The sequence below is a fragment of the Vibrio sp. GLN_1 genome (assembly GCF_043106015.1).
Lineage (GTDB): Bacteria > Pseudomonadota > Gammaproteobacteria > Enterobacterales > Vibrionaceae > Vibrio > Vibrio parahaemolyticus.
Genome location: NZ_JBICMD010000030.1, coordinates 51495 through 75314, shown reverse-complemented (window position 1 = coordinate 75314; position 23820 = coordinate 51495). Strand labels below are relative to the sequence as shown.

Below are 23820 nucleotides of genomic sequence, written 5' to 3'. Positions count from 1 at the left end.
ATGATAAATGCCGTATTGGGGACCAATTGGGGACAAAGATGAAAATTTTCATTGAAAAACGGACACTTAAAGCAGATGGAACGCGAACATTGCGTCTCATTTATGACCACGGTTATACCACTAAATCAAACGGATCTCGTCAGCGAAAACGTGAATACGAAGTGCTAGATCTGTTTATCTATGACAAACCCAAAACACCAGCTCAGCGAAAACATAACAAAGAGCACCTTCTCCTAGCCGAAACTATTAAGAGTAAACGACTGGTTGAGTGGCAATCTCAGAAGCATGGTTTTGAGGATCGAACCAAGCGCTCAGCTAGCTTCATTGATTACTTTCAACGGCAAATTGACATAAAAGAACAAACCAGCTCAACCTCCAACCATTCGATCTGGCTTTCAGCTCGTAAGCACCTGCTGCTCTACTGCGGAAAACATGATCTTAGTTTTGATGAGCTGGATAAAGACTGGTTAGACGGATTTAAGTATTACCTAACCAATGAAGCGAAAACCAAAAGTGATACACCGCTATCTCGCAACACACAAAGCTCCTACTTCAATAAAGTTCGAGCGGCGATCAACGAAGCACATCGAGAAGGTATTATTCGCGATAACCCGCTTTCACAAGTGACCAGTATCAAAGCGAAAACGACTAAGCGGGTTTATTTAACACTGGATGAGGTCAACGCGTTAGCCCAAACGGAGTGTCGCTATCCTGTCCTTAAACGTGCGTTTTTATTCTCATGCGTGACGGGTATGCGTTGGTGCGATATCCATAGACTTACCTGGTCAGAAGTAGAGACATTCAGTAATCACAAGCGAATTATCTTCGACCAAGCTAAACTCTCTCAGGGCGATGCTAAGAGCCTTCAGTATTTAGACATACCAAAGTCAGCAGAATCACTTTTGGGTAGCCCCAAAGCCTCTCACGAGCGCGTATTCAAGGGATTGAAATACTCTTCTTATATGAATGTAGAACTACTTAGATGGAGCCTAGCTGCTGGAATCAGTAAACACGTTACATTCCACAGTGGCCGCCATACGTTTGCAGTGATCCAACTGAGCAGAGGCGTGGATATTTACTCAGTGTCTCGATTGCTCGGTCATAGTGAACTCAAAACAACAGAGATCTACGCTGACATCATTGAACAACGCCGAATGGAAGCCATGCTGACATTCCCTGATATTTTTGCTTCTTCTGGAAAGGATTCAGCGGCCTAAGGCCGCTGCTATGAAAGTATTACTTGTGAGAAGTGGTAGCAACATAGTTTGCTGCCCTTTTTTCTATTTCATGGTGAGATGAAACGCGCTGTTGCTCTACCCAGCTCATGATGGCTTTGCGCTCAAATCGGAGATGCTTACCAAGTTTAAAAAATGGTATTTCTGCAGAGCTAGTCAACTTGTACAGCTGATTTGTAGACAAACCAAGTAGTGCTGCACATTCATCAACGGTTAGAATGTCCTTTCCAAGGAGTTCCACCTTTTGTTGCTGCAAACGCTGCTCTAACACAACTCGCTCAACACGATCTATTTTGGCGAGAATCGATTGAAGAAGAACTTGCTCGTTGGTTGTCATCGTATCCCCTCCTCACCCATTGGAATGTCTCTGGGAAGAGTAGGAAAACTGGGAAGTACACTATTCATCAATACCCATCTCCTTCAACTCAGAGAGGATCTTTTCCGGCCAGAAGGCGAAAAAACGATGATCAAACTCAGTACCGTTTCTCTTCTCGATAATCCGAAGTGTTCCTCTACGATCTTCATTGGTTTCAAACCACCCTTTGTGAATCAAAGGGCTCAATTGACTCTTGTATTGACGCCGCAGTCGTAGCTGCTTAACAAACTCTTGTTTGTGGATAAGCCACTGGACGTCATCACCATCCTGCCGCCAGTAACCAAACTTTGAAGATCTGCTCGTACAGAATTCAGGAAGCTTATTTTCCCAATGGCTAATGGCTTGTTTCAAAGCACTTAACACCTCATACGTTTCTTGATTATGCTGGTGCCCTCTGTGAGATAACCAGCGGCTAAAAACGCTATATACGGAATACAGCGACTCTTCTTCAGACCATGGCACTAACTGGTTTCGTGATGCAACAGACAACGCAACACCAACCAGGACAAATCGCTTCAAGACCCGATGAACCTGGCCGGAATAATTGCTTTTAGACCAATGCTGCCTCAGCGTTTCGATTTCACGCTGTAAAACGACTTCCAGATCGGGCTTATCTGAAATAAGCGTCATCCAAGCCGTGAACAAAGTGCCAAAGTACTTTTGAGTCTGCTTTTCTAAGTGCTCGGCAAACTGAGATGGTGAGGAAAAGCGGTGTAGATCCGCAAAACAGCCAAAGCGCTCTTCGGCAGGAATTTCGATGACTCGAATCAGCTGACCTGCTTTCACTTGATAACCTGAGGACTCCATCAGCTCTGTCAGGCCAATCTCTCCATTACTCAAGGTCAACGTCCGCCAATTGGCAATATTCGCCAAGCCGCCTGTCTCCGTTGCTCGCAGCTTCCCACATCCGTTGACGATTTGATAAGCCGCAGAACTGGCTTCTTCCGCAGAGCACAACCCTAGCTCATCTAACACAAGCAGCATGTCATGATGTTCCGATGCAACCGCCTCAATACCGTTAGCGGTTGTTTTCCAAGACTTGATATAAGACTTATCAGCATAAACAGACGCCGCAACAAACGATGTGACAGATTTCCCCGACGAAGACGGCCCCATGATATGGAATGCCGCACTTTCCATCCCTACTGGCTTGAGAAGCGGTGCGGCCAACGCAACTCCAATAGAAAATATGAGCAAGGGGTTACCGACCAACAATGAACCGACTTCACTTTGCCATTCCGCTAAGCTCCCTTCTGCTAAACAGAGTGAATCAGCCATCCCACCAGAAAAATAGTAGGACTCATCTGACCGTCCAAAACTTTTCTCCGGAGTAACGAACACCTTGTCATGCCAACCTGTTCTTGTAACACAAAAGGCCGTTTCCGCCGCTTTGAGCTCTTCCCGCAAATAGCGCTGGACCATATTCCATGCAGTTTGCTCTGGCTCCAGCCAAAAACCGGTATCGAATAATTCATCTCTTAATTGATAGTTGATCCCTCCCATGATCTTTCTGGCAGGCACTATCATTCGAATCGTCTGCCTGTCCATATTGATGATTTCAATGCAAGCACTGAACCCTGACTTCCGATCAGGTGAACGCGTTCTAGCAAGAACCTTGACCGAAGAGCTCAACGAACGCCAGCCTCGCTCACGGCAGAAATACTGTAGTTGATCATGATGATGACGAAACTTCATATGACCTCCCTATCACAGGCTCAAAAGCCACTTCTGCACGTCTTCAACACGAAATCTCACACTTCGAGCACCAGGCGATAAATTCACTGGAGATGGAAAAGAACCATTTTTCACATAGCGGCGAATGGTTGCCTGAGACAGCTGAGTTAACTGACAAACTTCTTGATAGCTTAATAGCTGATTTGATTGTTTTTGTTCGGTCATAACTACTCCTGACAGTTAATGGGTAATCAAGAAATAGTTTGCAGGGTGAGCGATGCAAAGGCGCGCGATGCTCAGGCCCATTTTGGGCAACTAGAGCAATAAAGCTGGAGCCAGGATGAGTCAAAAAAGAAATAAGTATCAGATAATGATGTAGTAATGCGATTCGGCGCTGCTTCACCGTTAATAATCAAGCTACAAAACGCTATGCATTAAGTCCTCCGCTAATGCGTTAAGCTGTTCCAATGGTTAACGTATAGTGATTAGATACTTACTTTCACATGTGAAAATGGAGGTTTTTATAATTACTGTCAAACATGTCTGATTGGTTGGGCGAACCCGTTAACAATAAAGCTAAAATATCTATTTGGCTCTGCAAACTGGAATCACTACTAAAAGATGGACTTTCAATCATTTAAGCAACTTGTAAAACAAATTAATATCGGAAAACAACTTCCCGACGCTATTTACCTACATAGAGATGCTATGAGTGAGCTTCCAGACGCACTAAAAAAGTTCGTACCGGCGGTTGCTCAAGCGGTGAATTTACCGGACAACCAATGGAACCTCATTAAGCTGTTTAAAAAGGAATTCCGTTTATCGTTGTTGAACTACCCGACCTTTTATACCGACTCCTACCCAACGTTAGAGCAGAGCCTGAATGTAGATCTGAGCAAACTTAGTCATAAAGTGACTTGCTATCGCTCTTCAGAAAATCCACCGATCCTGCATCGAAAAGAGACGATGATTCTACCAGGAAGTGACCATTTTGAGCTCTTCACCGCGCTAACTAAAGAAGGGGAGGAGGCGGGCCTATACGAGAACACCCGCACTATTGGCTTCAAACAGTCGTGGTTAAATTTGATCCAAAAAAAAGGATACCAGTTAGTCGATGGGAGGATACTGAAAGCCGAACCGGATACATTGAGTGATACTCAACAAGAGCCTGGGATAGATCGCCACAAAACCGCCATTGTACGCCATGAGCTATCAGGCCCAATGAAGACATTGGCGAAGCAAGGTTACCTAGATGGGCGGTTTTCTATTTTCGATTACGGATGTGGTCGAGGGGATGACCTGAGAGAGCTTGAAGCACACGGGCTCGATGCGTTGGGCTGGGACCCGGTTTTCTCGCCTGATAACGATAAAGTCAGTTCGGACATTGTGAACTTGGGGTTTGTCCTAAATGTTATCGAAGACCAAGATGAACGTCTTGAAGCACTATTGAGCGCTTGGGAGCTCGCAAACAAAGTACTGGTCGTCTCGGTAATGCTGGCCAACGATTCGTATATTGCGCAGTTCCAACCCTATAAAGACGGAGTGATTACGTCGAGAAACACATTCCAAAAATACTACGCACAATCAGAATTCAAGGGGTACCTAGAACGCTCTTTGCAAGAGGATGCTATTGCTGTTGCACCGGGCATCTTCTACATATTCAAAGATAAGCTAGAAGAACAACGTTACCTCCAAAGTAAGTACCAGCGGCACCATACTTGGCATCAACTGACATCGCCTCAGCCTATAGAGAGTAAAGATAAAGCCAAGTTGGTCATTAGCCAAAACAGCACTCTGTTTGATGATTTTTGGAACGTATGTCTGGAACTTGGCCGGGTACCGGCGAATGACGAATTTAACCGTTCTGAAGAAGTGAGAAGTCTAATTGGTTCTCATAAAAAAGTGTTTGGTTTACTTCAGGAAATGTTCGATACCAAAGAGTTCGAAAAGGCAGAAAAACGCCGTAAAGAGGACCTGCTGCTTTACTTCACCATGGGACTCTTTGAAAAAAGAAAGCCTTATACTCAGCACCCCGAATCACTCAAGCGTGACATCAAGGCACTATTTACTGATTATAAAACCGCACTTAACTTAGCAGCAGAGTTACTGTTTGCGATAGCCGATACAAGCTTAATCAATACGCAATGTGAAAAGGCCCACAAACAACTACCCGCGAGTTTATTGAATGAAGGGCATTCCATCATCCTACACCGAGACTATATTGATGATTTACCTTTGCTGCTACGTGTATACGTGGGGGCAGGTTTACAGATGTACGGGGAACTGGATGAAGAAATAGATCTTGTCAAAATCCATATCACGTCAGGTAAACTCACCTTAACCGCTTATGATAACTTCGAGCATTCCGTACCGTTTTTAGTTGAGCGCATAAAAATAAAAATGGCAGAACAAGATATCGACTTCTTTGATTATGTGAATGAAAAGCGTAGACCGCCTCTGTTAAACAAGCATCTTTACATGCCCCCCGAACACGAGAACTACAAAAAGCAACTGAGCTTTGATAAACGCTTAGCCACCTTATTAGATTTTGAACCAACCGAAGAAAGCCACATGGTTCGCGCTGAATTTGAGGTCTTGCTTGGAAAGCATAACAAGGAAATCAAAGGCTTTACCTTAAGGGCACACTCGCTTTCGTAAAAAGAGTTTAAAAGCCAAGCACCCCATAGAAATCTGATCCTGATACCTGTAGAATGTCCGACTTGGTTTGTCATACCCACCAATAATAAAACATAACAAACACACAATATCACAAACTCAAAGATTAGCTTTGTCAAAAAATGACATACCATCTATATTAAATGTCATGGACAAATAACATAACCTTCGAGCCAACTATGCAAAATCAAGATTCCGGCTATTGCTACTCTTTTCCCGCTGTCAGAGGCATTCAAGCAGGTCGTCCGTTTTACATTGCGACATGCCCTCTTCGGATTATCCCTAAGATATTCAGCTATAACGAAGATGATGTCCCTCCAGAGTTGCGAGCTCAAAGAACGCTTAACAAAACTCGGATCCCTGAAATGGTGAAGTACTTGCTCGACAACCCGAAAGAGTATGTATTTTCGGCATTAACGGCTTCAGTTGGAGTCAATATTTCTTTTCACGATCACCAAGGTGCTCCGAATTTGGGAACACTTCAAATCCCTATGGACGCTCAAATCCTGATCAATGATGGTCAGCATAGGCGTAAAGCAATCGAAGAAGCTCTAAAAGAAAATCCCGATCTGGGCCAAGACAATATTCCTGTCTTGTTCTTTATCGATGAAGGGTTAGATAGAAGCCAACAAATGTTTGCTGATCTAAACAAGTATGCCGTCAAACCAAGTCCATCTCTGGGTACGCTTTACGACCACAGAGATGAAAGTTCAGAACTCGCTCGTGAATTAGCGACCAAAGTAAAACCATTCGTAGGTCTGACTGAAATGGAGAAATCCAGCATCAGCCCAAAATCAAATAAACTTTTCACATTAAGTAGCATCAAACAATCTACCCGAGCACTGTTGAGTAAAGGGCCAAAAGACGGCTTCAACGAAGACGAAAAAAAACTTGCTGCTGAGTTTTGGGCTGAAGTTACTCGCCATATAAAAGATTGGCAGATGGTAATAGACAAAGAAGTATCACCTGCACAACTAAGACAAGAGTACATTCATGCACATGGTGTTGGCTTACATGCCATTGGTGTTTTGGGTAAGCACCTCCTTTGCCAGGAGCCAAACAATTGGAAACAGAAACTACAACAGTTGGCAAACGTAAACTGGTTAAAAACCAACCCAGAGTGGATTAAACGAAGCATGAACCACGGAAAATTGAGTAAGTCGACGACGAATATCCAACTTACCGCCAACGCATTAAAAATTGAACTTGGGTTACCACTAACCCCTGAAGAAAAAGCTCTAGAGAAGCAGTTATCATGATACACGAGCTACAATTGGCAGAAGACCTAGCCGAGTACGAAGACTTTATCAATGCAGAAGACTTCGCTAATAACAAATTAAGCCACTATATTGCTGACGTTCAGCGTGTTTACTGTGCGGACAAACGTCCATGGGTAATTGGTTACAGTGGTGGTAAAGACTCATCAGCAGTTATGTCGTTGGTTTACTTGGCACTGCTTGGTTTGGAACCCAAAGACCGCCACAAGCCTGTCTTTGTTGTATCTTCAGACACACTAGTTGAAACACCCGTCGTCGTTAACCACATCAAAGACTCGTTAGCCGCTATAGAGAAAGGCGCAAAGCGCGATAACCTACCAATCACTTGCCATAAAGTCGTCCCTAAAGACAATCAAACGTTTTGGGCCAACTTGCTTGGTAAAGGCTACCCAGCGCCAACACGCTCTTTCCGTTGGTGTACAGAGCGAATGAAGATTGACCCTGTGAGTGACTTTATCAAGTCTAAAGTCTCACAGTTTGACGAAGTGATTGTTGTACTTGGCTCTCGTAGCCAAGAGAGTGCATCACGCGCGCAGGTCATAGCGAAACACAAAATTGACGGTTCACGATTAGCCCGCCATACAACACTTGCGAATGCGTTCATTTTTACCCCCATCGATACATGGGGTGTTGACGATGTATGGAAGTTACTGCGTCTTTGTCATTTAGAAACGAAACAAACACCTTACGGACCTAAAAACATTTGGATCGATAAATATGATCTTGAATGGGAAAACCCATGGGGCGGCAAAAATCTTGTGCTGTGGAACCTCTACAAAGACTCCTCTGGTCAAGGCGAATGTCCAATGGTCATTGATGAGACAACACCGTCCTGTGGTAACTCTCGCTTTGGTTGCTGGACATGTACGGTCGTAACCAAAGACCGTGCAATGGAAAGCCTTATCCAGAATGGTGAAGAGTGGATGGCTCCCCTCCTTGAATTCCGTAATAAGTTGTCAATGACAACCGATCCTGCCAACAAAGAAGAGTACCGAAATCATAAACGTCGCACTGGTAAAGTTAGCTATCAATACGCAAAAGAAGGCGAAGACATCGCAACTGAGCGTAAGCACGTCCCTGGACCGTACTGGCTGAAGTATCGCCGTCAGTGGTTACGAGAGTTGCTCGAGATGGATAAGAAATTTAAAGCGGAAGGAAGAGAGATAGAGCTAATCACCGTACCTGAACTTCATGCTATTCGTCAAGAATGGATTCATGATCCAAATGAGCCAGATTGGGACGATTCTCTACCTACAATTTTCAAAGAAGTTTACGGTTACGACCTTGATTGGGTATATGACGATAACGCAAGCTTTGGTAAAGATGACGCTCAACTCATCCATGAGCTTTGTGACAACTTTGATATTGCACCAGAGATGATCATGAAGCTTATAGAGCTAGAAGTCTCGATGGAAGGCTTAAGCCGTCGTAGTGGCATTTCCAATAAAATCGCATCGCTATTAAAACGAGATTGGGGAAGCTTAGAAGAAATCAAACAAAAGCATGCTTCACTTCAGAGCAAAGCTGAGTTTGATATTCACCAAAAAGAGATCGAGCGCTACAACGACCAACTTGCAGAGCTAGATAAGCTGCTTCACAAAGAGTTTTAAATACTGAAATGTTAATTACAAAACTAACTCTCAATAACTTTCGAGTGTTCCGCGGCGTACATGAAATCGACTTGCGCCCTGCTCCAGCTCGTCTGAGTAGAAATGGCCCTATTGAAGGTACTGAACGACCTATTATTTTGTTTGGTGGTTTGAACGGTGCTGGTAAAACGTCGATCCTAACTGCTGTGCGTTTAGCTCTATTTGGGCGTCAATCTTTTAGCCAAGTCCTTTCCAACGGCGAATATGTTGAAGCTCTATCTGACCTTATTCACAAAGGCGTAGGTCATGGAGGCGTGCAAGATAACGCTTCAGTTGAGCTTGAGTTCAAATATAGCCAAAACGGCGCAGAAAATACCTACAAAATCATTCGTGGTTGGAAGCGTGGTAAGAAAGATAGCCTGTGTCTTGAAAAAGATGGCGTCCAAATACCAGAGCTCAACTACGATCAGTGCCAAGGCTTCCTTAATGAACTGATTCCAACGGGCATTGCTGACCTGTTCTTCTTCGACGGCGAGAAAATCGCGGAACTAGCGGAAGATGAATCTGGCAGCATACTCAAAACAGCAGTACGTCGCCTACTCGGTTTAGATGTAATCGCAAAGCTCAAGAGTGACTTAAATATCTTCTTGAAGAAACAGGGTTCTAGTGCACTAAGCCAATCGTTAAAAGAGGAAATGGATTCTCTTGATGAGCAACGTATCAGCCACGAGCGCAATGCAGAGAAACTTCGCGGTGAAGCGGACATCGTTGATGCACAAATTGAGCTCGTATCACGCGATATTCTTAGTCTAGAGAATAAGTTATCTCAAAACGGCGGCGCTTGGGCTAAAACTCGAGAAGATGAGCAACAAAAAGTAGATAGCTTACTTAAAGAGAAAGTCGAGCTTGAAAAGCAAATCCGCATGGAGATGGAGACGTGTCTTCCATTCGCACTAGCACCTAATGCAATGCAGCGCCTTCAAACTCAGATCAAGCAAGAACAACAGATTAAGAAGAAACAGAACTTTGGCAATGAGCTGGACTCATTCTTAGAAACACTGCGTTCAAAGTACCCAAGTTTTGATACAGAGATGGCTCAAAATGCGATTGCTGATAGCTTTAAAGCACACGTGGGTGAGTTTGATTCTGCCGAGCTGCTTTTGGATATCTCCGACCGTCAAGCGAATACTATTGACTATCAACTCTCTAATCTGTCTAAAGAGTCTTTTTCACGTTTCGATGAAGCACGAGTGCGCCTTCAAAAAGTAGAAGAAGAGATCGATAACGCATCAAATAATATTGCACGAGCCCCTGAGCAAGAACAGGTGCAGGAGCTTTTTGCAGATGTACGGGCATTAGACAAGAAAAAAGAAAAACTGATTATCGAATATCATGCTCTGCTTGAGGAAGCAAAACGCGAATTGCGCCAAGCACTAGAGGCAGCTCGTCAAATTCAGAAGCTACACGATAAAAATAAAGATCAATCCAATAAAGAGCAGAGCATTAGCAATGCTCAAAACTCTATCTTATTGCTTGAGAAATTTGGTGAGCAGTTAACTAAAGCTCGCGTCAAGCAGTTAGAGAACGAGTTCGTCCAGTCTTACAAGAAGCTAGCTCGTAAAGAAGATTTACAGCTATCTGCTTCAATTAATCCAACAACATTTGATGTTGAGTTGATGGATGAGCATGGCATTAAAATCAATCGCAAAGCAATGTCTGCGGGTGAAAAGCAAATCTATGCGATATCAATCCTAGAGGCTCTCGGCCGCACTTCAGGCCGTAAGCTACCAATTATTATAGATACGCCATTGGGTCGTTTGGATTCGCATCATAGAGACAAGCTGGTGGAAAATTACTTCCCTACCGCCAGCCACCAAGTTGTGATTCTATCAACGGATACCGAGATCGATAGAAACTACACCAGCCTTATTCAAGACGATATTGCTCGCACTTACGAAATCTGTTTTGACGGTACAACTAAGTCTTCAACCTTGAAGGAAGGTTACTTCTGGAGAGAAACAACTAAGGAGGCTGTGTAATGTTACCTAATCGTATGAACCTAGCTCGTTCAACTGAAGAGCAATTGAAAAAGCTCAAAGCCTACACAGGGATTACACCTAACGTGTCTGCTCGCATAGCCTTTTTCCGCTCGATCGAAAGTGACTTCCGATACCAAGGTCAAGAAGCCAAATTAGACGGCTCGCTTGTTTTGGATAAGTATACTTGGCTTGGTGAGACTAGCGATGTTACTGAGTTAGTTTTAAAAATGTACTACCCAGAGCTTGATAGTAAAGAATACCAACAAGCTTGGGCTGCACATGTTGAGGATGGGATAGCAGGAATTAGAAACTATCGCTCTTTATCGGACATATCCATCTCGCTACGAGAGTGATTAGATAACACCAAAACTGGCTTATTAGTTATCACTTGTAACCATAAGCCAGTTAATTTCAATTATATTCTGTTTATGACGGATTCAGTACTTTTCGATACTCGGCCAGTTCATCATCTCTAGCTAAAGAATCTATATTTACATCAAAAAATACCGAATACATACAATTATATAACCTTTTCTGCCCTTTAGTGCTAGAGGAAAAAAATTGACGATTGTCTAAATCAATTTTTTTTAACCGTTCAAAATATTTATTTACTTCACTAAGGGATGTTTTATTGACACCGTTTATCTTGAGATAGTCACCAAGTATTTTAAATAGAGCTTTAATACCAATTGTCGACACTAGAACGTGCTTGTTATCATCTGCAATATTAAAAACGCTCTGCAATGAGGAAAAGAATATGTCTATAGCTTGCTTAATCGCTACATCATTTCCAGATATATAATATTGCCGTAGAGCGTATTCATCATCTGGAGATAGTACTTTTCTTCCAGCAAGCCCAAGCATACCTTTTCTATTAATTTTATACCTATCTTCTTTAGGATTCTTACTAATTAAAGAAACGACACCGTCTACAAAAGACGCTGTGGATATTACCCAGTACTTTTCTTGGACATTTCTTTGCGCCAATCGATAATTTATATGACCATAAAAAAATGAATCTTCATTTTCCGAGAAAAATCTGCATAAGTTTACAGCTAGCAAATCTGGAGACCAATACTCTGAATCTAGAGTATCTAGCTGATAACCAAATAAGTTGTACGCTAAGCTCTTATCAACAGGAGATTGGTTAAAATTGATCGTAGCAAAAACTGAAGCTTGTAATGACGGGACAAGATCTAAGAATAAAGAGCAGTTTAACTGCATATCTTTATTTTTTGAACGTTCAAATGAAAAGAGTCTATGCTGACCATCAACTACAGAACAAACTTTTTTTGTTGATGGAATCTTCAGCTTATATAGCGACAACTCCTCATTTATTGCTTCAACTGTCCATCGATCGTCTTCATCAGCCAAAACGTCATCGGAATCATAATTGGCAGCTAGTATTATAGAGTTGGGAAAAGATGCTTCATCACTATCAATAAAATCTCTAATCTCATCCATGCGCCTACTTCGTAATTTTCGTTGGCTACCCGTTATTTCATCTCCGATAAGATCTGCAGATTTAGAATAAGAGCGTTCGAGCAAAAATTCTGCTGTTAATTTTACTGTGAAAAATGAGCCAAAAGGCTGATCTACTCTAAAAGCCAAGAATTCATTCTCAGATAACTTTAAATCAATCATTCATCCCATCTCCCATAAAATCACTACCTTTTGCTTGAGACTTATTATCCCCCTTACTTGAAGTATCGCCCGACAACACTTTCAATGAATCTCGATGAAAGCCTCCATCCGTATAAATAGAGCTAAGCCACAATGACACCGTCAACCAGACACTTACTTTCAATTGCCATGTATCTTCTGTTGGCATTTTGAGCCCCCAAAAAGACAAAGCAAGAGCCAAAAACCAAACAAGCATACAAAAAGAAAGTAGTGCTAGTTTAACGTCACTTTCTTCCATAGCTTTTGCTTTTCCTTTAATGAAAAACTCTGCCGCAAGCATTCCGAGAATACCAACTACATACATAAACATTGAGAAATTTTCCAAACCAATAACTCTAGGTTTACTGCACAAACTAACGGCAGGCATAGAAACACCTTCCTCACCGAGAGAAGCTTGAATAGTTTCACATATCGATTTCACAGAGCTAAGATCGATCTGAAAAAGTACAGGGACCCAAATGCCCGTAGTTCCAATAGCAATAGTAACTATCGCAAAAAACATAAAACGCGCACAAAATATCATGTCAAATAATCGCTCAAGGCATGCGCTCACAACACTTTGATAGATATGAATCTCGGCTTTCTTTTTTGTTTTTAGGTTTTTAATAAACTTCATCTATTACACCCTACCATAACCAGTAAATATTAATATTTGATATCTATAAAGATTTAAAAACCTCACTAATATGCCACTCCAGCACATTCTCAGCTGGATAATGAAATGACTCCCTAGGTAACCTAATCGATTTACCTTCAAAATCCCAAATCAACCTTTCAACCAACTCTCCACCTGTAACAGCAGGAGAAACGTTGACCTTGAAATGGCTATCTAGCGTAATCGCCCCGCGATCCAGAGCCTTGTGATGAATGCTACAAAGCGCAATACCATTTGAAACCTCACACGGACCGAAAAATTGTTTCCATTTGATGTGAGCAGCTTCAATGGCAAGCGGCACTGTATCCAATGCCAAATCAAAACCGCACACGGCACACTTATAGTTATAAGCACGAAGTACTTTTCTACGAAATTCTGGGTCTCTCGACTTGGCAGAGGTATTCACCTCAAAGCCGAATCGCACAAACAGCTCTTCTTGTAATGTCTCAGGGAAATTATCCTGAATGATCTTTGACGCAATATCATCAATCAGCTTTGGGTTTGCGAGAATTGTCCGAAATGACTCTTCATCAAAGCCAGCCATCACATTGTATTTGATCAGCTCTGACTTTTTGGGGTCGGTGTTGCTCTTACGTGGAATGCACTCTTCCCCATTGATAAGTTCCCAAAATGGCTCTTTTTCATTGGCTAAACGCCAAAATGGGTACTCAGGATGGTAAGCCTTCCTGGTTGGGCCGTATTGCACCAGCAAGTCTTTGACTTGCTGGTCTACTTCATCCTGAAACCGGAATAGGCGCTGGTGGCCCTGCTTGTACTCAGACAGTGCATATAACAACATCAAAGGCTTGTGAGGGGCCCTTTGGTCCCCTCTCCGCCAGCGTGAAATCAACTGAATTTTTTCAGAAAGCTCCATAAACCTACCAGGGCTCAATCTTCAGAATTATTTAGGCGGGATGACATGGAAGAAACCTTCACTTTCTTAACGCTCATCTTCAGCTGACCGTTATCCAAATGGTAGCCAACTGATAAACACTGTCCTTTGGATAGGTCACCAAGTTGCTTTTCCCACTCAACCTGCTTTGTTCCTGGCATACTCAGTTCAAGAATTTTCGCGTAGGTCTTTGTCTCTGTTTTCGCTGGTGCAAAAAACAGCTTGTGAGACGCCTGGAACAAGCGATCTTGCTCATCTTTGCGCAGCATACTTAGCGTTTGAGTCGCAAGAATCAGAGATACTCCAAACTTACGCCCTTCAGTTAGCATTTTACCAAGTGGACTCTCAAGGCGATGATCGAGGTTCTGCACTTCATCTAATACGATAGGTAGCGGGTTTTCCTTACTACCGTAGCTACAAGCGTAGGAATATAAATCCCAAAGCAAAAACTCAGTACAGAGCATTGAAATATCGTGGTTAAGCGACGCAAGCTGCATAATTGTTGAGTTGTGTGTTTCACTCTCGAACACATCTTTCCAGCTTTTATCACTGTCAGATGAAAACAAGTTGGACTTGACCAGAGGAGCCAGCTTGCTTGCAAGCGCAGGACCAGCGGTTTCTTCCTCATTTAGGTCATCCAACATATTTTGCAAACTGTAAGTACTGCCATGGCGCTGCACACCAAACTCAATAACTTCATTGAGCACTGCTATCTGGCGCTCGCCAATAGTCGAATATACCTTGTTAAAAACAGAGGCAACCCTTCCAGCAACCATGTGAGGCTTCTCTTCGATGAAAATCCCACCGAAATCTTGCTTCTGAGCTCTGAATGGCGACATGCCGAATGGCTCATTACAAAGGATGTTGGACTTAGGGTTCAATCTTTCAATGAACTCCGGCTCAAGGTGATTCGGCAAGAAGCCGTTTGTATAATCAATCACCAGCGATCGAATTTGAGCATCGGCCAAGCTCATTAACAAACCTTGGATACAGTAGGTTTTACCCTGCCCTGAGCTACCAAAAATGATCAGGTGGCGGTTTGCTAGATCTTTATGCCCGTACTCCCAGAAAACTTTTTCGCCGGTAAGTGTATTCTGACCAATCTCCACTCGGCATTCGCTCGCATAATCTGGGGTTGGCTCTGCAGCTAACTTTGACGGAACCTCAGTTTGGAGGTTCGGTTTTAAATTCTCTGGCTTATCGACCATAACGTCTAATGGGACGAGTGACTCTTCTTTTTTCAAAGCTGTCTGCCCCACCAACATATACTCCGCGGGCACATGGCAGATCTGCGCGATGTCCTTTTCGTTCATTAGCACTTGAAGCGGGTGTTGCACCAGTGAAGGCAGCAAAGACATCGGAAGGTCAACCTTCAAAACGCCATCTTGCATGTTATAGCCAGGTTCGAAACAGCTTCCGCTTTCAAGGTGGCTAACTACTAGACCTGCCGGATAGTTCTCAAGCTCCGCGATCGCGTAGTTGCCGCGCAGCCACTCTTCTTTCTCTGCCAGCAGAGCTTCGAAATAGTCATTGCTGAATACGTTGTAGATACGGTATTTGTCGATTTGCATCAACACCTGGCGGATAAACAAGCCTCGGTATAGCTTCGACGCCAGTGTCTCATCGCTCAAAAGCTCTGTTAGATAGCGGCGAAGCTCATTCGCTTGCTGTACTGCTTTTTTGTAGTCTGGCGTGGAGCCTGCTTTCACTTCGACAGGAAGCAGATAAAGGTTGCCTTCTTTAAAGCCCACCAGCAATACATCATCTGAAATCGCGCCTTTTTTATATCCCTGCACGTTGCGTGAGAAATCACTGTCCGTCATTTTCAGTCCGATATTGCCTGATACGCGGATCATCTCACCCACTGAGAGCGGCACCCAAGTGATATCAGATTTATGCACTAGACAGGTCGCAAACTTATAGGCACCGATAATGCCAGTGCGCTCTTTGCGAATGGTGTCGTTGCAGGTCATCATCTTCAGAAGCCAATCACCGTTGAAGGCAGTGAACTCGTTGATTTGACCACCGCCACTTTGCGCCACCACCCTTTCGAACAATCCACGCTGAGCGGTTACCGTAATGGCATCGTAACTGGCAGAGCTGGTGTACTGATCGGAATAATGGATAAGCACGACATCTTGATTGGCGTGGAAGAAGTCCAGCGTCACTTTAGGGTCAATGATGGTGGTCCAAATGGAGCTGTCATAAGAGCGCTCTAGCAGCGATTTAAAGTCTTCACTGACCGCAAGCGCAGGAGCATTGGCACCCGTGTATTGCGTGCTTGGCTTTAATGCTGGCTCCATTAACGAACCAACATACTTCGCCATTTCTAGGTGCGGTTGGTTACGGTATTGAACGTTTTGCAAACCAAATGCAGTGAAGTATGAGCCTTCATCACTCTTGGAGGCGTCGCCCGTTAACAGACCATCACACGCAATACCGCTCGCCATGTCGTCAACGCTCAAGGTCGTTAGCTTCACGTTGTCGTTGTTTCTGAAAAATGACAGGTGCGAGTAAGCTTGCCCTTCGCGCTCGCTGTGGGCATTAGTGAATTTGCTGTAAGTTAGGCGGGTACGAAGAATATCGATAATGGTGTCGGCGTTTTCACGCACTTTTCTGCGGTCCAACTCCAGCCAAGACTTTAGCTCTTCGTAGTTAGACGTTTCTGCAAACTGATCAAATGCGTTGAAAACCAGCGCATCATCGTAGAGGTTGACATGGATTGACGCCGCTTTATCTAGGTTGTCTTTTACATAGTCGACCAAACCGAGGAATAGCTCCTCTGCACGATCTTGATTCACGGCATTCACCAGCACACTTTTCTCTGAGCCGGTAAACAAGTGGCGAAACGCTTTCTGGAACTCGTTGATCTTCTCTTTAACCAGCTTGCGAACGAACTTCAGACAACTTTTCTGATGCGGAACACTTTTAACCCAGAATCCGTTTTCGGTCACTTGCTGGTTGTAAGCAAATTCATGCTTGGGGTGATAGACATACGGCAGCAAGCCGCTTGGACCCAAGCGATTGAATGTGACCGTTGGCAAGTCAGCAAAGCTGTCATCTTTTTGCATCTCATTGAAAAGATTTAAGTAGTACGCCAGCACCAGCGGGTGAAAAGGCGAGTAGTATTCTTCGCCATTCTCGCGAACCAAACCGATTTGCATCACCAGCTTTTGCTCTTTGGTGAGCATGCCGCCAGTTGGGATCGCATTGAAATAATCAAGGAATGCATCCACGGTCGCTTTCACGAGTGCGGTAAATTGAGGCCCCCACGAAACCAGCGAAATCGTTGTTCTTCGGCTTGCTAGATAGTCAAACAGCGCTTGGTATGCAGAGTGGAGATTGTCATCAATAGACCTTAACTGTTCCAACGTCATGCTGTTGGATTCGGCCAGATAGACTTGCTTTTGCTGAACGAAACGTTCTTCCCAACGAATTAAGCTAATGCGCGGCTCCATAACGCGAAATTCGCTATTATCAATCGCGACAACATCTTTACTCGGGTAAAGCTCGCCAAACACGTCATCATCAAACAACTTATGGAAGCGCGATTGGTTAAGCAGCAGTGGGAAGGACAAGCTGCTTTCTACCGTCTCACCCACTATGCGAAATGCCAGTGCGTTATCACCTGATTTCACCGCAAAACCGATATCTTCTGACTCGTTAGCCAAAGATTCAAAATCGACAACACCAAATTCTGCGCGGTCAACCACTTCACCAACATCATCTAGGCTTCGGCTTACAGTTAGCGCGGGGTTGATAACCAGGCTGTTATCTTCTGTTTTCAAGGTAAGGCGTTTTTTCGAAGGCTCAACGACGAAAATGTTTTTAAATGCCTCGAGGTCAAACTCGCCTTTTCTGACGACCAAGCAACGGAAGTTATGATTTTCAGAGGTATTGTCACGCTTCAATGCTAGCGTGAAAAACAGAGGCTCATTAGCATAACTGGCCGCTAGAGTGGCGTTTGCTCCTTTACTGGTTAGGCGCGTACTGATGACCTCTTGCTTGCCTAGTGCATTCGCTGGCGAGACTTTAAACTGTTCTTTGCTTAAATCGCTGGTGCCAGAAAAGCTCAGTTTAAGTTCAAACTCACTTTGTCCTTCCTCGAGGGCAATGATCAGGTGACGGTCACGCAAGCCCGCTTTGGTTTCTTTTGGGTAGCGACCAATGACTTGCGCATCATTGGTCTCTTCTTCACCTTCATGCTTAAGGTGCTGAATCTTGTTCTTTTTGATCTCTTCTCGATAAGTTTCAAACTCCACATCTTTCCAACCATCGTCAGAAAAATGTTCTTTGATAAACTTGCTGCTAAAGCCTTTCAGTCTTTCTTCGAGTTGCTGACCAAAGTGCTCGACTTCAAACGACAACTCTTGGTAAAGCGCGCGGTTCTCTTCCAGCCGTTGTTTGATCTGCTTTCGATTACCAGATAGCTCCGCGACAAAAGGATCATCGAACATCCCGAGTTCACTAAAACAAAGCTCGCCATCTTCGACCGCTTTGTACAGCGATTCGAAGCCAAACATGGTCGCGCCATCTTCTAGGATCGCGTCAAACTGGTCATCCAGCAGGCAAAGTGACACATCTCGGGATTTGTCAGTTTGTTCAATAAAACCGCTAAGTGCGACTTTGATGTTCTCAGGGCTCCAAACTTGCCCAGGCTGCCCCAAGTCTTCCGCTGAGTTGATAAGGGTATCAAGGCGGCTGTTGTGAATGACCACCAGCGCACAGCCCTTCAGAGCACCTTCTTGGCTTGCGATTTCATCACGCAGGTGAGAAATATAGTTCTCGGTAAACCCGCTTTCTCCGTCTTCTTCGCCATGAAGCACAGGAACCACTTTGCAGCCTTGGACGCTCACGTAGCTCAACGCCACCTTGTTACTAACTATAATCTCACCGTCCTTACGACGGAGTAACGCATCAAACAAACGCTGGCTGTTACCGTGATCAGGTGAGTTAAACTGGTAGCGATAGCCTGCGCGTATGTTTCCTTCCGCATGCAGTAAAAACTGCTCAACCAGAAACGATTCAAATTGTTTTGCGCACATACACTGCATCTCCACTATCACTCATGCGTTCAACGTTACCAATTCGTTCATAGAACTTGATAAGCTCTTGCTCTGTCTGCTTATCAACAAATATTCCCCTATCCTGAAAGCCGAGAACTAGCTCATGGAAGCGGAGCTTCTCTTCTTTGCCCACCACCAGGTTGGTCAGCAAAATAATATGGTCCTGCGTAAGGACAAGCACTCGGCCTGAGCGACCGCGGGCTTGCACAAAGTCAGCGGCCATATTCTTCTCAACCTCAGTCATGTACTTTTTGATAATGGCTGGTCGGTCTGTTTTCGGGTCCCGGAACTGCTCTTCTGCTAGCTTTAACGCGTATGCCAGCCAATCAATGGCCGTTACTGCGTCCCTAGGAATATCAGTGTCCAGTTTGCGGTTGGCTCGGAACATCAGCGCATAGTTTTTAATTTGATCAGCCAGGTCGCTTCTTTGCGAGTTTTCGATATCTCTCGCCAGCTGCCATAAAGGCTTCTTCGTTTCGTCCGGATTGGGCTGGATGTTTTCCAACATAGAAAGGACAGGAAACAGCTTGAAAGAAGACTCACTAAAGAGCTTGTAGCCGTGCTTTTTCACATGAATTCGCTCACCGCTGGCGCGTTCATGATCCATGATGAAATAGAGCGGTTTTGCTTTGGGGGCTTCACCGGTTTTCCAATCAGATAGCGATAGACTGAGCTGAGCCGTGTAAGCAAACCCGTAAAATGCCAAGAATTGTTCAAACTCATCCAGCAGGTATTTGGGATACGTGGTTAAAAATTCGAGATCACGTTTAAATGCCTCGGCCATGTATGGCAAATAGGGCGCTTCCGAAGCACGTAGTGATTTGTCGGTATCTGGTTTGGTTTTGGAACGCAGGGTTTCTAACAGCTCTTGTTCGATGAAGTTCAAGTTGGCATCAAACTGCTCAATTTGTCGACCATTTAACAGGTTGATAAAGAGAGATGCCACACGTAGATCGCCTGCTTTGCACTCACTTTTCTGACTCTTAAACAACAAAAATTCTGGGCTTACCGAGAAGATGTCTCGGTTGGCAAAATACATATCTTCCAGTACTTCCCAAAAATCTTCCTCGTCCAGTTTGCTTTGTAAGTTGGCTTTACAATCCGCTGCGAAATCTAGGTAGGTATACTTTTCGATTTTTTTACGAAGTAATCCGCGAAGCACCAACCCCACAACAGAAGACCAATCAAAGTCGTTGCCTTTGGTTCGAATGGGGATGTAACTGTTCAAGATGTTCTTGTTTTGGAACTTGTCGGCAGCAGTTTGTGGCAAACCAGCCTTTATCGGTAATGTGAAATTATCGGTCGTCATTAGCGCATACCACTCACTTCAAAATAGTCACTTTCTTCTTTCACGATTTTGTAGCGCTTATCACCCTTCAGGATAAACAAGGTCTCTTTTTGCTTAGCGACTGTCAGCATCTGCTCCAGTGCTTCATCAAGTAAAAGCACTGCATTTTTGTCATGCTTGTTAGGGCGGTACCCTTGACCAATTTTCACGAGCAGCTCTAGCAGCCTGACACTAATCGGCATTGGCTTAAGCGACTTATCACCGACTTTCAAATACGCATTGAAGGTGCCTATTTTTTCGAGTACGTTGTTTTGTATTGCTGAAAAATCAGGCTTAACTTCAAGAGACACCGCCGTTTTGTAGCCATTAAGCTCAGAGACTAAATACTCGTCTTTATCGAGTGTTGGGGCATGACGGTTGCAATAGCGGTGAAGCGCTGAGATCAGGGTTTCCTTATAGAAACTACCAAGCTCTTTACGCATCTTTCCTGAACCATCGAAATTACGATGTAACATCCAAACAGATGCATAGGTTTCTACCAGATTGTTTGTAAACTCGTTTTGGATAGGCGTTACAAACTCATTGCTGAGCTCGTTGTCACCCCGAAGCAAATAGAAAAGGCGAAGGAAAGACGTTGCTTCGGTTACCTCGTAAAAACCAAGCTCGTTAATTTTTGACCTAAATGCACAGAACCGCTCATCTTCAATGCCCAGCCCATGCTGAAGCACAAACTCATCGACTGTACGCGTGTGCAGATTGCTTGGGTCAAAACCCTGAATGCGGGATAACAGCTCGTTATCGCTGCCTGCAAACAAGTTGTCGAACAAGTAGCCATCCGCTGCGAGCAACTGAAAAATGAAATCCAATAAAGCTCGGGCCGTGAGGAACTGATCTTTGATAAGGCGAGCTTTGAGTAGTAATCCAATCAGGGATTCCTGAACTGCTGGCCGACTAAGAAGCGCATAGTTAGAGGTCAGGCGAGTATGTCCTCGAGATTTACGCTCATTGTCGTAAAGCACATAGAACGGGTTTTCAAGCGTCTGTGCCGTCAATCTTTTTAGAAACTGCTCAGCAAAGTCTGATGCACTGCCCTCTGCATCGAAGGTGAATTTTGGATAGTCTTCAAAATCCAAGAACACGTACTGCTCTGGAATTTTCGAACGCTTGCGGGAGAGAAAGTCTCTAACCACCTTTTTGATGTCGCTATGTTCTTCAGAGCCTTCTTCTGCGTAGTTGCCCAACATACCCACGTTGATACCCACAACGAGTGGCTTGTTGCTTTGCTTGAACTCGGAGAAGCGCTGATCGAGAGCTTGAATGGCAGTCTGACTTGGATTGAAGCTGTGTGTCGCATCTAAATGAAAATCATGGGTCGCTTTATGCTTTTGGCTGTATTGCGTCAAGATCTCGGATTTGCCATCACCGCTACTTCCGCAAAGGAAGATGATTTGATTGGGCTTGGCCGATAAGAGAGCTTTCTTAAAATCCGCTTCTATATCTGTCTTGATGTAGATGTAGCGCTTGTATTCAGCGAGGTAATCTTGATTCTGCTCTCTCTCAGTACTGACCGCATACGGTGAAGACTTTGAGAGAATGCTGAGAGCTTGTGCAAATTTCAACGGTCATTATTCCTTCAAATAATCAATAGGTTACATATTACTAAAAAATGCACTGTATTACTGTGATTTCAATACGAATATAGAGTGCCATGATAATGGACAAAAGCCGATGAAGTGCTATCTAAGGATAGCTTTTCAATCTATTTTTTCATGTACCACTTCTCTTTACTTACCGAAAAGCAACCCAAAAGCACTCTTGCTCACAGCACTCCACGTGCAGCCCCATGGGCTTTCACATGTGAAAGTTGCCAGGAGCATCAACAATAAATTCCTCCAACACCCCACAATAATTGGATTACCACTCATCAAATCCCAGAACACACAAAAATCTTAAGCTATCTCCCACAAATACTGGACTGTGAGTATCAGCATCCCAACAACCGTCATTAACAAGTCATGGATTATTAGCTTCGACCTCCCACAAAGATAGAGATCTGGAAAGCAACAGGTCAGCTCCCAGGAAAGGAATATCTTCTATTGCTGCTTTAACTGCTGGGATATGGGACAAATATCTAACGCCCCAAATGGGCAACTTCGCGTGTTATAGCTAAAGGACGTCTGGGTTACGGTAATTGGTGACGAACAAGCAAAACCAAGGAGTAATCTAGCGATGTTAGATGAGAACAGCGCAGCTTATCGCTGGCATAAAATGGCGCAGCAGCGCGAACCAACCGAAGAAAAGCAAGCTTTCGAGCTAGCACTTTCACAATCACTCAATGCTCTGGCACAAGTCGAGCATTTTACTGATCAAGAGCCTTATTTGCTGGAGTTTTTAGCAAGTTGCTACGCCAACAACTTCTGGCGAATCCACCGCTCTTACAAAGACACAATACCCGGTCATTTTGCCTGTAGAGTCCGTAATCGTAACAACGCATTCGAAGCGGCATGGCATCACAACTGGTACATGAGTGAGAATCAAATGGCGCAGCGACACAATAAAAAGTACCGCGTTCGCTCTACACATATCCGCAAAGGCAAAGGTTTTCGCTACCCAAAGGGACGGTTTTCAAAATCCAATAAGGAGTGGGAGTCAGATCTTATCGACTACACCGAAGATGGCTTTGCTCTCGTCCGTGAAATACGCCATGAAATTCTAGCCATCAAGAAGAAAGCCCAAACCTGTACAAAACGACTTCACAAGCTACATAAACACTTCAAAAAAATGGAGATGCAACATGACTAAAGAACCTGCCGTTGGCATCACAAACTATTGGGGAGAGCTAGATCTATCAGATTTTGATATTGCTCTGCCAGAACAATCACCACAGCCAAAATTAATAAAAGATTTACCTCTATTTGTCGCTGATGAATCGAAGATACTAATGGTTGCGGCCAAAGACCTTGAAGCACGATTGGAAAAGCTGTGCAAAGCTCTGACAGCTGAGTACAAAGTGAAATATCCAATACGCTACAAATTCAAAGTCAAAAAATCAAAAGGCTTACCAGAGATCACATGGTATCGCCTCATTCTTCATCGCTATCCAGACGAAGAGCTTGAAGAAAAAGAAGTATCCGAAGGGGTATTGAGACGTTTTTCAAACGCTATGGACTGGGAGCTCCCGCTGTATTTGCACTTGCTCGATGAGTTAGAAAAGCTCAATCAGCGAGTCGCCCGCATGAGCACACTAAACCAAGCAGTAAAAGAGCTCTCCAAAGCCATAGAAAAATATAATACTTAACGTGTTTGCTTGCTCCATTCCTCTCGGCATGGAGCTTTTCCGCTTGAGCTTGCATTTTCAAAATCGGTGGTA

Annotated in this window: 17 protein-coding genes; 8 read left to right on the top strand and 9 right to left on the bottom strand. The window is 44.0% G+C overall.

Features of this window, described 5'->3' with window-relative positions:
* Window positions 1-38 precede the first annotated feature (38 nt).
* A complete protein-coding gene (locus ACF8OV_RS13205; protein WP_239838811.1) occupies window positions 39-1217 on the top strand; it encodes a site-specific integrase in 1179 nt (392 codons plus the stop codon).
* A 19-nt stretch (window positions 1218-1236) separates the two neighbouring features.
* On the opposite strand, the gene ACF8OV_RS13200 is transcribed toward ACF8OV_RS13205, so the two are convergent.
* From ACF8OV_RS13200 to ACF8OV_RS13190, 3 genes are read right to left on the bottom strand one after another with little or no spacing between them, the layout of a single operon-like run.
* Window positions 1237-1572 carry a helix-turn-helix domain-containing protein gene (locus ACF8OV_RS13200; protein WP_129830540.1) on the bottom strand — a complete coding sequence of 112 codons (336 nt, stop codon included), beginning with the start codon at window positions 1570-1572 and terminating at the stop codon, window positions 1237-1239.
* 60 nt (window positions 1573-1632) lie between these two features.
* The gene (locus tag ACF8OV_RS13195; RefSeq protein WP_276446822.1) at window positions 1633-3306 is read right to left on the bottom strand and encodes a DUF927 domain-containing protein; all 1674 of its coding nucleotides are present in this window, start codon (window positions 3304-3306) and stop codon (window positions 1633-1635) included.
* Between the two features lie 12 nt (window positions 3307-3318).
* Window positions 3319-3510, bottom strand: coding sequence for an AlpA family transcriptional regulator (locus ACF8OV_RS13190; protein ID WP_025630236.1), 192 nt, complete (start codon window positions 3508-3510; stop codon window positions 3319-3321).
* Window positions 3511-3906: 396 nt separating this feature from the next.
* Between ACF8OV_RS13190 and ACF8OV_RS13185 the strand changes: the two genes are divergently transcribed.
* From ACF8OV_RS13185 to dndE, 5 genes are all read left to right on the top strand, one after another.
* Window positions 3907-5943: a DNA phosphorothioation-associated putative methyltransferase gene (locus ACF8OV_RS13185; protein WP_276446823.1), complete on the top strand. Its 2037-nt coding sequence runs from the start codon at window positions 3907-3909 to the stop codon at window positions 5941-5943.
* Window positions 5944-6140: 197 nt separating this feature from the next.
* On the top strand, window positions 6141-7220 hold the full coding sequence (gene dndB, locus ACF8OV_RS13180) for a DNA sulfur modification protein DndB (RefSeq protein WP_022591085.1): 1080 nt from the start codon (window positions 6141-6143) through the stop codon (window positions 7218-7220).
* On the top strand, window positions 7217-8848 hold the full coding sequence (locus tag ACF8OV_RS13175) for a DNA phosphorothioation system sulfurtransferase DndC (protein ID WP_258482981.1): 1632 nt from the start codon (window positions 7217-7219) through the stop codon (window positions 8846-8848). The genes dndB and ACF8OV_RS13175 overlap by 4 nt, the downstream gene beginning before the upstream one ends.
* 8 nt (window positions 8849-8856) lie before the next feature.
* Window positions 8857-10866, top strand: a complete 2010-nt coding sequence (dndD, locus tag ACF8OV_RS13170) for a DNA sulfur modification protein DndD (RefSeq protein ID WP_258482980.1) — start codon at window positions 8857-8859, stop codon at window positions 10864-10866.
* Entirely contained in the window at window positions 10866-11219 is a 354-nt protein-coding gene (gene dndE / locus ACF8OV_RS13165) for a DNA sulfur modification protein DndE (protein WP_130240365.1), read from the top strand. The genes dndD and dndE overlap by 1 nt, the downstream gene beginning before the upstream one ends.
* 73 nt (window positions 11220-11292) lie before the next feature.
* Here the strand turns inward: dndE and ACF8OV_RS13160 are convergent, their stop codons facing one another.
* Genes ACF8OV_RS13160 through dptF form a run of 6 tightly spaced genes read right to left on the bottom strand, consistent with a single transcriptional unit; the run spans window position 11293 to window position 22069 of the window.
* Entirely contained in the window at window positions 11293-12510 is a 1218-nt protein-coding gene (locus ACF8OV_RS13160) for a DGQHR domain-containing protein (protein ID WP_130240364.1), read from the bottom strand.
* The gene (locus tag ACF8OV_RS13155) at window positions 12503-13165 is read right to left on the bottom strand and encodes a hypothetical protein (protein ID WP_053320917.1); all 663 of its coding nucleotides are present in this window, start codon (window positions 13163-13165) and stop codon (window positions 12503-12505) included. The genes ACF8OV_RS13160 and ACF8OV_RS13155 overlap by 8 nt, the downstream gene beginning before the upstream one ends.
* 43 nt (window positions 13166-13208) lie before the next feature.
* Complete coding sequence (locus ACF8OV_RS13150; RefSeq protein ID WP_130240363.1) at window positions 13209-14078, bottom strand: phosphorothioated DNA-binding restriction endonuclease; 870 nt, start codon at window positions 14076-14078, stop codon at window positions 13209-13211.
* Window positions 14079-14092: 14 nt separating this feature from the next.
* A complete protein-coding gene (gene dptH, locus ACF8OV_RS13145; protein WP_258482968.1) occupies window positions 14093-19141 on the bottom strand; it encodes a DNA phosphorothioation-dependent restriction protein DptH in 5049 nt (1682 codons plus the stop codon).
* Window positions 19122-20471 (bottom strand): DNA phosphorothioation-dependent restriction protein DptG, encoded by a 1350-nt coding sequence (gene dptG / locus ACF8OV_RS13140; RefSeq protein WP_258482960.1) that lies wholly within the window; start codon window positions 20469-20471, stop codon window positions 19122-19124. Before dptG ends, dptH begins: the two co-directional genes overlap by 20 nt.
* Window positions 20471-22069: a DNA phosphorothioation-dependent restriction protein DptF gene (gene dptF / locus ACF8OV_RS13135; protein WP_258482956.1), complete on the bottom strand. Its 1599-nt coding sequence runs from the start codon at window positions 22067-22069 to the stop codon at window positions 20471-20473. Before dptF ends, dptG begins: the two co-directional genes overlap by 1 nt.
* Before the next feature lie 610 nt (window positions 22070-22679).
* Between dptF and mobI the strand changes: the two genes are divergently transcribed.
* Both mobI and ACF8OV_RS13125 read left to right on the top strand, forming a co-directional pair.
* The gene (mobI, locus tag ACF8OV_RS13130; RefSeq protein WP_057619102.1) at window positions 22680-23252 is read left to right on the top strand and encodes a conjugative transfer protein MobI(A/C); all 573 of its coding nucleotides are present in this window, start codon (window positions 22680-22682) and stop codon (window positions 23250-23252) included.
* Window positions 23245-23748: a hypothetical protein gene (locus tag ACF8OV_RS13125; RefSeq protein ID WP_276446824.1), complete on the top strand. Its 504-nt coding sequence runs from the start codon at window positions 23245-23247 to the stop codon at window positions 23746-23748. Before mobI ends, ACF8OV_RS13125 begins: the two co-directional genes overlap by 8 nt.
* Window positions 23749-23820 lie beyond the last annotated feature (72 nt).

Coding starts and splice junctions, on each gene's coding strand:
- ACF8OV_RS13205 (WP_239838811.1), top strand. CDS start 39: ATGAAAATTTTCATTGAAAAACGGACACTTAAAGCAGATGGAACGCGA.
- ACF8OV_RS13200 (WP_129830540.1), bottom strand. CDS start 1,572: ATGACAACCAACGAGCAAGTTCTTCTTCAATCGATTCTCGCCAAAATA.
- ACF8OV_RS13195 (WP_276446822.1), bottom strand. CDS start 3,306: ATGAAGTTTCGTCATCATCATGATCAACTACAGTATTTCTGCCGTGAG.
- ACF8OV_RS13190 (WP_025630236.1), bottom strand. CDS start 3,510: ATGACCGAACAAAAACAATCAAATCAGCTATTAAGCTATCAAGAAGTT.
- ACF8OV_RS13185 (WP_276446823.1), top strand. CDS start 3,907: ATGGACTTTCAATCATTTAAGCAACTTGTAAAACAAATTAATATCGGA.
- dndB (WP_022591085.1), top strand. CDS start 6,141: ATGCAAAATCAAGATTCCGGCTATTGCTACTCTTTTCCCGCTGTCAGA.
- ACF8OV_RS13175 (WP_258482981.1), top strand. CDS start 7,217: ATGATACACGAGCTACAATTGGCAGAAGACCTAGCCGAGTACGAAGAC.
- dndD (WP_258482980.1), top strand. CDS start 8,857: ATGTTAATTACAAAACTAACTCTCAATAACTTTCGAGTGTTCCGCGGC.
- dndE (WP_130240365.1), top strand. CDS start 10,866: ATGTTACCTAATCGTATGAACCTAGCTCGTTCAACTGAAGAGCAATTG.
- ACF8OV_RS13160 (WP_130240364.1), bottom strand. CDS start 12,510: ATGATTGATTTAAAGTTATCTGAGAATGAATTCTTGGCTTTTAGAGTA.
- ACF8OV_RS13155 (WP_053320917.1), bottom strand. CDS start 13,165: ATGAAGTTTATTAAAAACCTAAAAACAAAAAAGAAAGCCGAGATTCAT.
- ACF8OV_RS13150 (WP_130240363.1), bottom strand. CDS start 14,078: ATGGAGCTTTCTGAAAAAATTCAGTTGATTTCACGCTGGCGGAGAGGG.
- dptH (WP_258482968.1), bottom strand. CDS start 19,141: ATGTGCGCAAAACAATTTGAATCGTTTCTGGTTGAGCAGTTTTTACTG.
- dptG (WP_258482960.1), bottom strand. CDS start 20,471: ATGACGACCGATAATTTCACATTACCGATAAAGGCTGGTTTGCCACAA.
- mobI (WP_057619102.1), top strand. CDS start 22,680: ATGTTAGATGAGAACAGCGCAGCTTATCGCTGGCATAAAATGGCGCAG.
- ACF8OV_RS13125 (WP_276446824.1), top strand. CDS start 23,245: ATGACTAAAGAACCTGCCGTTGGCATCACAAACTATTGGGGAGAGCTA.